The organism is Streptomyces sp. NPDC021012 (assembly GCF_044333355.1).
GTDB lineage: Bacteria > Actinomycetota > Actinomycetes > Streptomycetales > Streptomycetaceae > Streptomyces.
Window position 1 is genome coordinate 41,287 of sequence record NZ_JBIRQU010000002.1, and the last position, 13,382, is coordinate 54,668.

General features: G+C 70.3%; 6 protein-coding genes and 5 pseudogenes. 9 read left to right on the plus strand and 2 right to left on the minus strand.

Translation table 11 applies throughout. The annotated features are described in order from the left end of the window. Positions 1–174 precede the first annotated feature (174 nt). Positions 175–2,028 carry an IPT/TIG domain-containing protein gene (locus ACH4TP_RS05435; protein ID WP_398435859.1) on the plus strand — a complete coding sequence of 618 codons (1,854 nt, stop codon included), beginning with the start codon at positions 175–177 and terminating at the stop codon, positions 2,026–2,028. A 430-nt stretch (positions 2,029–2,458) separates the two neighbouring features. Here ACH4TP_RS05435 and ACH4TP_RS05440 read toward each other — a convergent pair whose 3' ends face one another. After that, positions 2,459–3,394, minus strand: coding sequence for a hypothetical protein (locus tag ACH4TP_RS05440; RefSeq protein WP_398435861.1), 936 nt, complete (start codon positions 3,392–3,394; stop codon positions 2,459–2,461). Positions 3,395–3,585: 191 nt separating this feature from the next. Between ACH4TP_RS05440 and ACH4TP_RS05445 the strand changes: the two genes are divergently transcribed. From ACH4TP_RS05445 to ACH4TP_RS05460, 4 genes and pseudogenes are all read left to right on the plus strand, one after another. Next, on the plus strand, positions 3,586–4,167 hold the full coding sequence (locus tag ACH4TP_RS05445; protein ID WP_398435863.1) for a tetratricopeptide repeat protein: 582 nt from the start codon (positions 3,586–3,588) through the stop codon (positions 4,165–4,167). Between the two features lie 342 nt (positions 4,168–4,509). After that, positions 4,510–4,839 (plus strand): trypco2 family protein, encoded by a 330-nt coding sequence (locus tag ACH4TP_RS05450; protein WP_398435864.1) that lies wholly within the window; start codon positions 4,510–4,512, stop codon positions 4,837–4,839. A 60-nt stretch (positions 4,840–4,899) separates the two neighbouring features. After that, the gene (locus tag ACH4TP_RS05455; protein ID WP_398436838.1) at positions 4,900–7,947 is read left to right on the plus strand and encodes a tetratricopeptide repeat protein; all 3,048 of its coding nucleotides are present in this window, start codon (positions 4,900–4,902) and stop codon (positions 7,945–7,947) included. A 46-nt stretch (positions 7,948–7,993) separates the two neighbouring features. Next, positions 7,994–8,494, plus strand: a pseudogene (locus ACH4TP_RS05460) (transposase); the annotation flags it as partial. Between the two features lie 315 nt (positions 8,495–8,809). Here the strand turns inward: ACH4TP_RS05460 and ACH4TP_RS05465 are convergent. Beyond that, a complete protein-coding gene (locus ACH4TP_RS05465) occupies positions 8,810–10,240 on the minus strand; it encodes a pyridoxal phosphate-dependent decarboxylase family protein (RefSeq protein WP_398435866.1) in 1,431 nt (476 codons plus the stop codon). A 295-nt stretch (positions 10,241–10,535) separates the two neighbouring features. Between ACH4TP_RS05465 and ACH4TP_RS05470 the strand changes: the two are divergent. The 4 pseudogenes from ACH4TP_RS05470 to ACH4TP_RS05485 all read left to right on the plus strand — a co-directional run. Further along, positions 10,536–11,026 (plus strand): annotated as a pseudogene (locus tag ACH4TP_RS05470) (transposase family protein); the annotation flags it as partial. 249 nt (positions 11,027–11,275) lie between these two features. Then, a pseudogene (locus ACH4TP_RS05475) lies at positions 11,276–11,791 on the plus strand (carbohydrate binding domain-containing protein); the annotation flags it as partial. A 168-nt stretch (positions 11,792–11,959) separates the two neighbouring features. Beyond that, positions 11,960–12,916, plus strand: a pseudogene (locus ACH4TP_RS05480) (chitinase); the annotation flags it as partial. Between the two features lie 248 nt (positions 12,917–13,164). Beyond that, positions 13,165–13,323 (plus strand): annotated as a pseudogene (locus tag ACH4TP_RS05485) (transposase family protein); the annotation flags it as partial. Between the last annotated feature and the right edge of the window lie 59 nt (positions 13,324–13,382).

Sequence of the window (13,382 nt, forward strand, 5' to 3'; positions counted from 1 at the left end):
CGTTCCCTGGGTCGTACGCCCGGCGCGATGATCCAAACTGATCAAAAAAGATCAACCAGCGGGCCAATCCGATTGGTACGGAGCATGTGATGATTCATCAAAAAAGCTGTGAATAGCATGAGTTGAAGCCCGAAACGAAGACATCTGGTCAGTCCCCTCCGAGAGGCGGAGCTCATGGCATTCACGATCGACAGGCCTCGCGTACGCGGCAGAGCACCGCGCCGCTTATGGCGCGGCACAGCCGCGGCGCTGGCCGCCGCGCTGCTCAGTGCTGTCGGCACGGTGCTTCCCGCCGGGTCGGCGCACGCGGCCGGGGCGACGCAACTGGTCTACATCTCCAACGCCGGTGCGGGGACGGTGAGCGCCGTCGACCCGGCGACCGGGTCGACGGTGGCCACCATCGAGGTCGGCAGCGCGCCGACGGGCGTGGCGCTCACGCCGGACGGCTCCCAGGCATGGGTGGCCAACAGCGCCAGCGACACGGTGTCGGTGATCGACACCGCGACCAACTCCGTCGCCGCCTCCGTCCCGGTGGGGCGCACACCCCAGTCGGTGGCCATCTCTCCGGACGGAGGGCGGGCGTACGTGGTCCACATGGACAGCCCCAGCGGGGTCGACGTGATCGACACGTCCTCCCTGGTGGTCACCGCCACCATCCCGGCCGGCGACTTCCCGGACGTCCTCGGCCTGTCTCCGGACGGCGGCCGACTCTACGTAGGGAACTACTTCAGCAGTACGGTGTCGGTGATCGACACCGCGAGCAACACCGTCACCGCCACCGTCCCCGTGGGGAACGCGGCCGGGCTGGCGGTCAGCCCCGACGGCGCTCACGTCTACGTCGCCGACTACAACGACAACCGCCTGTCGGTGATCGACACCGCCACCGCCACCGTCACGGCGACCGTTCCCGTCGGCAGCCTGCCGCAGAACGTGGCCGTCGCACCGGACGGAGGGTTCGTCTACGTCGCCAACCGGGGAGGCAACTCCGTCTCCGTCGTGGACGCGGCGACCAACACCGTCGTCGCCACGGTCCCGACCGGCGGGGGAACGAGCGGCGTGCTGGCCGACCCTGACGGCACCCGTGTGTACGCCACCAACACCTTCGTCAACACCATGTCGGTGATCGACACCGCGACGCTCACGGTCACCGCCACCGTCCCCACCGGTTCCCGCCCCTGGGGCCTGGCGATGGGCAAGGTCGTCCCACCCGCCGTCAACGCCATCGCCCCGGACCGCGGCCCGACCACGGGCGGCACCACCGTCACCCTGACGGGCAGCCACCTGACCGGCACCACCGCCGTCGTCTTCGACGGCACCCCTGCCAGTGGCGTCACCGTGGTCAACGACACCACCGTCACCGCGACCGCCCCCGCCCACGCGCCCGGCACCGTCGGCGTCTCGCTGACCGCCAAGGGCCGGACCGTCGCAGCCGGGACCTACACCTACCAGCGGCCCGCGCCCACGATCACCGCCGTCACCCCCGCTCAGGGCCCGGCCTCCGGCGGCACCGCCGTCACCCTCACCGGCACCGGCTTCACCGGCACGACCGCCGTCGCCTTCGGTGCCGTCCCGGCCACCTCGTTCACCGTCGACAGTGACACGAGGATCACCGCCACAGCCCCCGCCGCCACCGCGGCAGGGCAGACCGACGTCACCGTCACCACCCCCTCCGGGACCAGCACCACCGGCCCGGCCGACCGTTACACCTACACCCGGGACACCACGAAGCTCACCGCGCAGCCGGTGCTGCTCTCGATCGCCCCCGGGCAGCTGAGCGTCAACCTCAACCTGTCGGCCACCCTCACCGACACCACCACCGGCAAGCCCGTCCCCAGCGCCACCATCACCTTCAAGGTCGGCACCACCACCGTGTGCAGCGCCCTCACCAACACAGCAGGCATCGCGACCTGCACCGGCCCCGTCCCCGTCCTCACCGTCCTCCTCCACCTCGGCTACACCGCCACCTACAACGGCACCCCCGCCCTGGAAGCGGCCACCGCCACCGCCGGGCTGATCCGCCTCGGCTGACCCACCCCCACAGGCCGGCGCCGAAATCCCCGGCGCCGGCCCTCCCTGCTGCGGGCACGGCTCGGCTGGCACTCACACGACAACGCCGACAGGACCGGAACGTGGGCCATGCCCCAACGCCCGCTCCTCCACCAACCCGAGGCCGGCACCGACCCGCACCCGCCGGAACCCCGCAACGCCAAGTCGAAGAAGCCGGCCGGCCAGTCGGCCTCGCGGTCTCGGAACCTGACGAAGCACTACTGGTACTCCAGCAGGATTTTGATGTCCGACCTGCGGGTTTCGCTGAGTCGGGCTGGAATGTAGCGGGCTGCGGAGGAGTCAGGGGCGGGCTTGGGCGGGCCGCCCGTCGTCGGCACGGTCGAGTCCCTGGGCGCGGAGGACGGCACCGCGCCGCTCCTGTTCCACCGCGGACGCTTCGGCTTCGGCCGCCTCAGTCCCTGACGGGCTCCTCGCGGGGCTGGTCGTCGGGCTCCAGAATGTACAGGTCCCAGGCGTCGGGGTCGCCGACGAGCACGTACAGCTTCGGGTGCTCGGGGGTTCCGAACACCTCCCAGGGGCCCAGGCTCCCCTCGCAGGCGTCGACGGAGACCCCCACATTCTGGGTCCACGACCCGTCGCCCGGGTCGTGGACCCACGTGCCGGCACCGGTGCAGGGCTGCCCCGCGTCGTGACGGCCGTCGTCGAAGCCGAAGGTCCTGACCCCGTCGGCCGTGACCTTGCCGTCCGCCGTGAAGGTGATCCTGCCGCCGTTGCCGTCGGACCACGTCCCGGCGAGCCGTTCCGCGGTCAGCCGCGGAGGCTCGTACCCGATCCCGGCGTACAGGGCGGCACCGGCGAGCGCGCCGGTGACGACGACGCCGAACGTCCCGTACAGCGCCACCCGGCCGAACATCGCGATGCCGGACACCCGCGGGCGGTCCGGCAGCACCAGCCTGCGGACGACCAGCGCCGGAACGCCGAGTGCCGCGGCGCCCATGAACCACCCGATGAGGCCCGCCGAGACGTTCTCCGGGAACCCGGCGGGCACCATCGACGCCGAGACGAGCCCCGGCAGGGCGCCGCCGGCGGCCGCCAGGAGCGGGATCCACCACCAGACGTCACGCCCCGAGACCGTGCGGCCGAGCCATCCGGCGGCGGCCACGAGCGGCATCACCACGGCGACCGACAGCAGGACGGCGCCGACCGCCCCGGCCGCCACTCCGATCAATCCCATGACGAACAGGAAGAAGATGTTGAACAGGTTGTAGCCGAGGGCCGGGACCTCCGCGGTCTCCATCCACACGTAGAACACGATCGACCCGATCACGGCCTCGAAGAACAGCACCGAGACCGACGCCGTGAACGCCGAGCCGAACCGGTCCCTCACCCGCGCCCGCGTCTGCGCCCGGGCCGGAACCTGTGCCTGCCACGGGGCCCCTGCCTGCACCTGATCCCGCATTTCTGAACGCATTCGAATCCCCTCCGCCGCGCATCATCCTCCATGCGGGGCGGAGCCGCACCACTGGGGCCGCCTGGTGCTCCGGCCGCGCGAACATTCAGCTGGAGGAGCGCGGCGACGTGGAGGGGGCGATCGTGGCGTACCGGCAGGCCGACCTGTCTGGGGCCCACGATGCCCACGCGGCTGTCGAGCTCGCGCAGCTCCTGGCCCGGCCCGGCCGGGGGGACGAAGCGATCGAGGTGATGCGGGTCCAGGCCGACGTCCGCAACGGGGACGACTGGGTCCTCCATGCCCTGACCGGCCTGTACCTCGGCCAGGGCCGCTCCGAGGACGGCCTGGTGCACCTCGATGCTCTCGCCGCCGCCCGTGGGGGCGAGGAGGACCGGGATCTGTACGGGATACGGCTGCCGCTGATCGCCGCCCGTGACGGCGTCGACGAAGCGATCGCACAGGCCCGCTCCCATCCCGAGGGCGCCACCTGGTACGCGGCGCTGCACATGGCCGAGCTGCTCGCCGGCGCCGGACGCACCGAGGAGGCCGTCGCCGTTCTCGAACGACACTCCTCCAGGAACAGCCACGATCTGGCCGGCTACCTCATCGACATCGGCCGCGTCCAGGACGCCCTGGCCATCCTTCAACGCCACGCCGCCCGGCCGCCCGAGCCATCGGGCGGTACCTGGCACGACGAGCCCCCGTTCTGACGGCCTGCCCGGTTCAGCCCGCCGGGTGACGGTCCTGCGGCCTGCGGCCATTGCGGGCCCTGGATGCAGTCGGACTTGATGTCGATGCGGACGGGGAGGAGTGCACAGCAGGCGGGGCCAGCCGGCCGGCAGCGCGATCATCTCGGCGTCGGCAGTCATGGGGACGGTGGATATCGGCCTTCCCGTGAGGTTTGCAGGTACGCGTGTTCGGCGAACCGCTCCGGTCTGGTGTGTCGCGTGGAACTGTGGGTTGTGTCAGTGGCGTTGGACTGTCCGATGCGGACGAGGAAACCGGTAGAGCGGGACCAGGGCAACGCTCGGGGTGGGAGAGGGAGGAAGAAAATGTCCGATACGAATGGTGCGGATGGGCAGTGGATGGACCTGGCGGACGCGGTCACGCTGCTGCGGGAGCAGATCGCCGAGGCCCAGAGCCGGCTCGCGGACCCTGCGGAGGGCGGCGACAAGGGGGTGCTGTTCACGCTGGGAGACATCACGGTGGAGCTCGGGCTGGAGCTGACCGGAACCAAGGGCGTCAACGGCGGGCTGAGGTGGAGCGTGATCAGCCTCGGCGGGAAGAAGGAGAGCGGCACGAAGGACACCCACAAGCTGACGGTGAAGCTGACCCCGCACCGGCCGGGCGGCGGAGACGTGGACATCAGCGACGAGGAGTAGCCCCTCCCGATACGTACGGGAAGGGGACCAGGGGGAGGTCTGGTGGAGTTCGACCGGCGGGTGCAGATCCGGGTAGACCGGCTGAGGGGCGGGAAGAGGACGAGGGGGTTCGGGTCGGGATACCTGGTCGCACCACGCTTGGTGCTGACCGCCGCCCACGTCCTGGACGACCTGGATCCGGACGCCGGGAAGCCGGTGACAGTGAGCCTGCCCGACACCGGCGAGCGCGAGTATCACGCGGTCGTGTGCTGGCAGCGCAGGGACGACACCGCCGACGCGGCACTGATCGAGGTTGCCGACGGACAGGACGGCTGGCAGGTGCCGCAGTCCCTGCGCGACCTGATCACCCGGCCGCCTCAGCGGTACGGCCTGATCATCGGCAACCGTCCCCTTCCGGTCACCGCCACCGGATTCCCCCGCATGCAGAAGAACGCGGACGACGGCCGGCGTCTGGACGAGCAGCTGACCGGCCTCATCGCCCCGGGCACCGGCGCTCTGGCCGGCCGCTACGAGATCTCCAGCACCGATCCCACCCCCGGCGCCGAGGTCACCGGCGGGAGCCGTTGGTCGGGCATGTCGGGCGCCATCGTCCTCGCCGACGACGGCTTCGGCGGCGACCTGCTGTGCGGAGTCGTACGCCGCGACCGTCTCGCCGACGGCGGTACCCGCCTGACCGCCACCACCGCTGCCGACCTCCTCACCGACGACGCCTTCCGCGCCCTCGTCAAAGAGCACACAGGCTGGGAACCCGTCCTCGAACCCATCGAACCGGCATCCCTGCTCACCCCTGTCACGGTCGACCGCGACTTCCGCTCCCCGGCCGCGCTGCTCCGCGCCGACACCGAGGCCGTCGCCTTCCACGGCCGCGATACCGAACTCGCCGACCTGCACGCGTGGTGCGAGAACGGCCCGCCTTCCCTCTCCATACAGGTCGTGACCGGGCCCGGCGGACAGGGCAAGACCCGTCTCGCCCGCCGTCTGACCGACACCCTCGGCTGGCACGGCTGGGTCACCGGGCACCTGCGCTCCGACCTCACCGACGACCCCACCCTGGACGGCACCCCGCCCGACTTCACGACCCTGAACACCGCCCTGCCCCTGCTCCTGGTCGTCGACTACGCCGAAACCCGCCCCCGCCTCCTGCGCCGTCTGATCACCCATCTGCACCGCTCCCGCCACCGGGTACGGCTGCTGCTGCTCGCCCGTTCCGACGGCGAATGGCGCACCGGCTCCCTCCAAGCCATCCCCGCCGTACGGGATCTCCTGGAAGAGGCCCCGGTCACTCCCCTCGCCCCGCTCATTCCCACCAGCCGGCCCGCCGAGGACCGGCGAAACGCCTTCCACCGTGCAGCGGGGGACTTGGCACGCCTTCTGCCCCTGGTCCCGACACTGCCCGCCTGCGACTGGCTGTCCCTCGCCGCAGAGCTCAAGCCTTCGGCGGACCTGCACGACCACCGCTACGGCAACGTCCTCACCCTGCAGATGACCGCCCTGGTCGACCTCCTTCAGCACGGACCGCACCCCGTCGACGCAGCCCCCGGCACCCCGCCGGAGCGCACCCTCCTCAAACACGAGGACCGCTTCTGGGAGGCCAGCGCGAAGGCGCCCGCCCACAAGCTCGGCCTGAACGCCTCCACCCTGGGTGCCGCCGTCGCGGTCGCCGCGCTGTGCGGGGCCGGGACCAGGGACGAGGCAGTCCAGGTGATCACCACTCTCCCCGGCATTCCCGACCACCGGGCGGCATCCGCCGCCGACTGGCTGGCCTCGCTGTATCCCTCCGACGGAGACCGCTACTGGGGCTCCCTCCAGCCCGACCGGGTTGCCGAACACCACGCCTCCCACGTCCTCGAATCCGAGGCCGTCTCTCTGCCTGCCCTCCTCGCGGCGGGCAGCCCCGCTCAGCAGGCGCAGGCCATCGTCGTCCTGGCCCGTGCCGCCATCGCCCACTACAACGCGGGCCGTACCGTCAACAGCGAGCACGTCCTTCACTCCCTCGACACGGCCCTGGGCACCACTCCACTCACCCGCCCAGCCCTCCAGGCCGCCGCTGTCGCGCTCTCGTACCCCGCCCGTGTCACAGTTCCTCTTGCTCTGGCCCTCACCACCGCACTGGTGCAAGCCAACAGGCAGCTCGCCGCTGCCGACCCCGCCGCCTACGAACCCGACTTCGCAGCCTCGTTGTCGAACCTCAGCAACCGGTTGACGGAGGCGGGCCGCCGCGCGGAAGCCCTGGCAGCCGCCGAGCAGGCGGTGGAGATCTACCGAAGGCTGACGGCTGCCGACTCTGCCGCCTACGAGCCCCGTCTCGCCGCCTCGCTGTCCAACCTCGGCTTGGACCTACCGGAGGCGGGGCGCCACGTGGAAGCCCTGGCAGCCGCCGAGCAGGCGGTGGAGATCTACCGAAGGCTGACGGCTGCCGACCTTGCCACCTACGAGCCCCGTCTCGCCGCCTCGCTGTCCAACCTCAGCATCCGGTTGTCGGTGGCGGGCCGCGGCACGGAAGCTCTGACCGCCGCCGAGCAGGCGGTGGAGATCCGGCGGAGACTGGCCGCGGCCAACCCCGCCGCCTATGAACCTGACCTCGCGGTCTCGTTGTCGAACCTGAGCAACCGGTTGACGGAGGCGGGCCGCCATGTGGAAGCCCTGGCCACCGCCGAGCAGGCGGTAGAGATCCGGCGGAGACTGGCCGCGACCAACCCCGCCGCCTACGAACCCGGACTCGCGGTCTCGTTGTCGAACCTCGGCAACCGGTTGAGGGAGGCGGGCCGCCACGCCGAAGCCCTGGCCACCGCCGAGCAGGCGGTGGAAATCCGGCGGAGACTGGCCGCGACCAACCCCGCCGCCTACGAACCCGGACTCGCCCAATCGCTGACCGGCCTGTCGATGACTGCAGTGGTGGGCGACCCTTCCGGGGCTCTACGGATGACGACGGAGGCCGTGGAGCTCTACCTCCGTCATATCGATACGACGCTCACCCTGCTTCCAGGACTCTATGCCGTGCTGACGGTCCAAGCGACGGCGCTCGACAAGCTCGGTCGTTCGCAGGACGCGGACACAGTGCGCCGCTGGATGGAAGAGAATCCGCCCCCATCCGGTTCTCACAGTTGACCGTTGATGAGAATCGGGACAGGGGCGGGACTGCAAATCGTTCGGTGTGACTCCCGATCATGGAGGATGCATCGATGAGCTGGTGTCCCGGGCCCAGGCCGAGGGTCGGCAGCTGACCGGCGGGGGGCGGGCTGCTGAAGTCCGCCCTGGAGGGCGAGATCACCGATCACCTCGGTTATGACAAGCACGATCCGGCCGGGAAGAACGGCGGCAACTCCCGCAACGGCACCCGGGCGAGGACCGTGCTGACGGACGTCGGCCCGGTGGAGATATCCGTGCCCCGCGAGCGCGACGGCTCCTTCGAGCCGAAGATCGTCAAGAAGCGGCAGAAACGTCTGACCGGCGTGGAGTGGACGAGATGGCCTTCTCCCTCTCGGCGAAGGGCCTGACCACCGGCGAGGTCCAAGCCCACCTGGCCGAGGTCTATGGGGCTGACGTCTCGCGCCATACGATCTCCATGATCACCGAAAAGGTCCTCAAGGGCGTGGCCGAAGGACACGATCGCCCGCTCGACCCGGCCTGTCCGGTCGTGTTCATCGACGCGATCCAACGGCGGCGACCGAGGAAGCCGCGTTCGAACGGTTCGCCGAGTTCACCCCGTTCCTGCGGTTCGACACCGAGATCCGCCACGTCGCCTGCACGACGGACGCGATCGAGTCGGTGAACGCCCGGCAAGGGACAGACCCGCTGGACCCTGCGCGGGAAGACCGCCCTGATCGCCTTCGACATCACCTTCGACGGCCGCCTCTCCGCAGCCTGTCAGTAACCCCAACCGCCCCTGTGTTACACCGTTCAATCGACAGACCCGGTTCTGGCAGCACCACCCTTTCGAACAGGACGACCCACCGTGGCTGATGGGTGATCACTCGTCGGTGCGTCGGGTGGGTGCTGAGCGGTCGGAGTCCGCGGCCTGAAGGACTTCGCGAAGGAGCAGGTCGAGGTCGCTCTCGCGGGTGAGGTAGTTGCAGAGGCAGGCGCGCAGGACCGTGCGGTCGTGAACGGTGGCGGTGGCGAGGTAGGCACGTCCGGCGGTCTGGACGCGGTGGGCGATGCGGGCGTGAAGGGCGTCGGGCCCGACTGCGGTGGTGTCGGTGAGGCGGAAGCAGGCGACCGGCCAGGGGCCGCCGGCCACGACTTCCAGGCGGGGGCTAGCCGTGATCTTCTCGCGCAAGAGGTCGGCGAGGGTCAGGTAGTGCTGGAGCAGGGCGGTGACGCCGTCACGTCCGAGGTGGTGCAGGGTGGCCCACAGGGCAAGGGCGCGGGTGCCGGGACGGGTGAGTTCGATGGTGGAGTGGGAGAGCCAGGGGAGGGTGTCGGGTTCGCCGGGGGTGAGGTAGGAGGCGCGGTGGGCGAAGGCGGTGTGCAGGTGCTCGGGGTCGGTGACCAGGAGAGCGCCGCAGCCGACCGGCACGCTGAGGGTCTTGTGCGGGTCCACGGTCATCGAGTCCAGACCGGCGACGCCCTGGTAGAGGTGTGCCAGAGCGGGCACCATGGCGCCCAGTCCGCCCCAGGCTCCGTCGGCGTGGTGCCACATCCCGGTGCTCCGGCACAAGGCGGTGACGGGTTCGAGGGGGTCGACGGCGCCGGTGGCGGTGGTGCCCAGCGTGGTGACGGTGCAGAACGGCAGGAGCCCGGCGGCCTGGTCCGCGGTCACGGCTGCGCGCAGTGCGGCGGGGTCCAGGCGGTGCTGTGTGTCGCTGGGGATGGGGCGCAGGCGGTGGGCGGGGATGCCGATGCAGGCTGCGGCCTTGGCGACGGACATGTGGGCTTGGGCGTTGTAGTAGAGGGTCAGGCGGGCGTGGTCGCGGTCGTAGGCAGGGCCGTCACCGGAGCCGCGGTGGGTGAGGAACCAGGTGCGGGCGGTGGCCAGGGCGAGCAGGTTGGCCATGGAGCCGCCGCTGGTCAGGACGCCTCCGGCGGTGGTGGGCAGGCCGGCCAGATCGGCGAGGATGCGCACGGTGCCGCGTTCGAGGTCCATGAGGGCGTTCTCGCCCATGCCGCAGGTCGCGTTGACGGCGGAGGCGAGGAGTTCGGCGATCAGGCCGGCGGGGGCGGGTGGGGAGTTGATCCAGGCGAAGAAGGCCGGGTGCCCGTTGCCGGTGGGGAACGGTGCGATCTCCTCCCGCACGAAGTCCAGGATCTGGCCCAGCTCACCACCGGTGCGGTCGAGCGAGGCGTCACGCAGACGGGCGCGCCGGCGCGCGGGCATCGGACGGCTCACCGGGGCTTCCGGAAGCCGGCTCAGGTACTGGCACACCCACTCCGCGGCCGAGATGAGTTCGTCCCGCAGCACCTTCGGATGCGCTGCCGGAGGCCCCTCGCCCCATGACGGCGGACGCTCGCTGAAACGGGCCGGGGCATGGTGGTGTGAAAAGCGGTTCATGGCGGCGCGTGAAACCTTTCATCAGCACAAGGCCCAGGTCAGCGCACCGGGGCCGTGATCGTAACGAGCGCCACGCCCCGCCGTTACGTCCAGGCGTGAAGACTCCTTCCAGCACGTCCATCACCCGGCGGGTCCCTTGCTGGTCGGACGCCCTCCGAAATCGAACAGCCTGATCCGACGGCGCTGTCGGAACTGGGGTTCCGGCACACCTTCCGTGAAGGCGGACGAACCGCACCACTCGCAAAAACACCGCAAGCACGGCATGGACGTACAGGTCATCGCACGACCGGACGGTACACCGCTCTGGTTCTCCCGGCCGATGCCCGGCCGCCCCATGACCTGACCGCGGCCCGGGCCCACGGCATCATCCAAGCCTGCCTCACCAGGCAGATCCTCGTCCTCGCGGACCGCGCCTACCAGGGCGCCGGCGCCACCGTCCGCACTCCCTACTGCCGTCACCGCGAACAGCCCGATCGCCAGCAGCAGTTCAACCGCGACCACGCCCGGCTGAAAGCCCCGGGCGAACGTGCCTTCGCGCGGCTGAAGTCCTGGCGACCGCTCCGGCGAGCCAGATGCTCCACCCGCCGCATCGGCGCCGCTGCCCAGGCCGTCCACACCCTACCGACTTGCAGCCGTTCAGGACGAAAACGCCCCACTCGGCGGAAAGCCCCTGGAACCTCCCTGGGACAGACGTGAAAGCCCCTACGAAGTCCCCGAGTTGTCCCCGGCTCCCTTCACCTCCGAGGCGCGGAAGGTGGACGCAAGCGGGAGACCCGGTAGTCGTTCACCTTTGGTCCAGACCTATTGACGGGCCCGGTCACCCCTCCTACGATCCCGTCGACCGCCGCACCGCATCTCTCCCGTTGCATCCGGGGCCGCGCGTCCGCACACCCCCACACACACGCATGCTCACGCCCACGGCACGTGGCGAGAATGGAGCACAGCATGTTCCGTCGGAGGATTCGCACTCTGCCCGAGGCGGGTGGCGGGCATTCGGCCGCCGTCCGGACGCGGCAGAGCTCGACCGTCCTGACCCGTACGCTCGCCGGAGTGAGCGCCGCGACCGTCATCGGCGTCTGCGTCACCGTGGCCGGTTCCGGCTCGGCCGACGCCGTCGGCACCAACCTGGTGGCCAACTCCGGCTTCGAGAACGGCCTTTCCGACTGGTCCTGCACCAATGGTTCCGGCATGGTCGTCAACAGCCCGGTGCACTCCGGCTCGTCCGCGCTGAAGGCCACACCGTCCGGCCTGGACAACGCTCAGTGCACCCAGACGGTCAGCGTGCAGCCCAACTCGAAGTACACGCTGAGCGCCTTCGTGCAGGGCAGTTACGTCTACCTCGGCGCCAGCGGCACCGGTGCCACCAGCGAGCCGCAGACCTGGACGCCCAGCTCCTCGTCGTACAGCCAGCTCAGCGTCGACTTCACCACCGGTGCGAACACCACATCGGTGACGGTCTACCTGCACGGCTGGTACGGGACGCCCGCGTACTTCGCGGACGACGTGTCGCTCACCGGCCCTAGTGGCACGACGCCCCCGCCGACCACCACGCCGCCGACCACCCCTCCCACCACCCCTCCGCCCACCACGCCGCCGACCACTCCCACCACCACCAACCCTCCGGGCAACGCCACCTGTGCCACGAAGCCCAAGCCGACCGGCAAGGTGCTGCAGGGGTACTGGGAGAACTGGGACGGCGCCTCGAACGGCGTCCACCCCGGTATGGGCTGGGTTCCCATCACGGACAGCCGGATCGCGCAGAACGGCTACAACGTCGTCAACGCCGCCTTCCCGGTGATCCTCTCGGACGGAACCGTCCTGTGGGAGGACGGCATGGACGCGGGCGTGAAGGTGTCGACGCCGGCGGAGATGTGCGAGGCCAAGGCGAAGGGCGCCACGATCCTGATGTCCATCGGCGGCGCGGCCGCGGGCATCGACCTGTCGTCGAGCAAGGTCGCCGACCGCTTCGTGGAGACGGTCGTCCCGATCCTCCAGAAGTACAACTTCGACGGGATCGACATCGACATCGAGACCGGCCTGTCCGGCAGTGGGAACATCAACACCCTGTCCGCCTCCCAGTCCAACCTGATCCGCATCATCGACGGCGTGCTCGCCAAGATGCCGGCGGGCTTCGGTCTGACGATGGCGCCCGAGACCGCGTACGTCACCGGCGGCAGCGTCACCTACGGGTCCATCTGGGGCTCGTACCTGCCGATCATCAAGAAGTACGCGGACAACGGCCGACTGTGGTGGCTCAACATGCAGTACTACAACGGCAGCATGTACGGCTGCTCGGGCGACTCGTACCAGGCCGGCACCGTGGAGGGCTTCGCCGCTCAGACCACCTGCCTCAACAACGGCCTGACCGTCCAGGGCACCACGATCAAGGTGCCGTACGACAAGCAGGTGCCCGGCCTGCCGGCGCAGCCCGGCGCGGGCGGCGGTTACATGGCGCCCAGCCAGGTCAGCCAGGCGTGGAACACGTTCAACGGCTCGCTCAAGGGCCTCATGACGTGGTCCATCAACTGGGACGGCTCGAAGGGCTGGTCCTTCGGCAACAACGTCAAGGCCCTGCAGAACCGCTGATCTCGGTGCGTCCGGCCCCGGCGGGGCCGGACGCACCGAACCCAGGGCTTGACACGCGTGAACACGAAGCTCCTGGCGGGAGGCATCACGGCCAAGATCTGCCGTGCCCCACCAGGAGCTTCGCGCGCTTGTCCACCCTTCTCCAAGCTCTCGGCTTCGCTCGAGCAGGGGAGACCCCATGCGAGGGATCTGTCCAGCCGCGCCCTGTGCTACCTGAGCACTCGGCCGCAGGCTCGGCGGCGGGCGATCGGACGCCCTGGCGGCGTCTGCCCGCGGGCCGTCAGGCCCTACCCGCCCTGGCTCACCTGCGGTGCGGTGACACCTACGCCCAGCTCGCCGCCGGGCTCCGCATCGGGATCGCGACGGTCCACCGCTACATACGCGAGGCGGTCGACGTCCTGGCCGCCGCCCGCGCCCATGGCATCGTTGACGCGCTTACCGATGCTGGCCTCAAGTGCTGGGCCGA

Coding starts and splice junctions, on each gene's coding strand:
- ACH4TP_RS05435 (WP_398435859.1), top strand. CDS start 175: ATGGCATTCACGATCGACAGGCCTCGCGTACGCGGCAGAGCACCGCGC.
- ACH4TP_RS05450 (WP_398435864.1), top strand. CDS start 4,510: ATGTCCGATACGAATGGTGCGGATGGGCAGTGGATGGACCTGGCGGAC.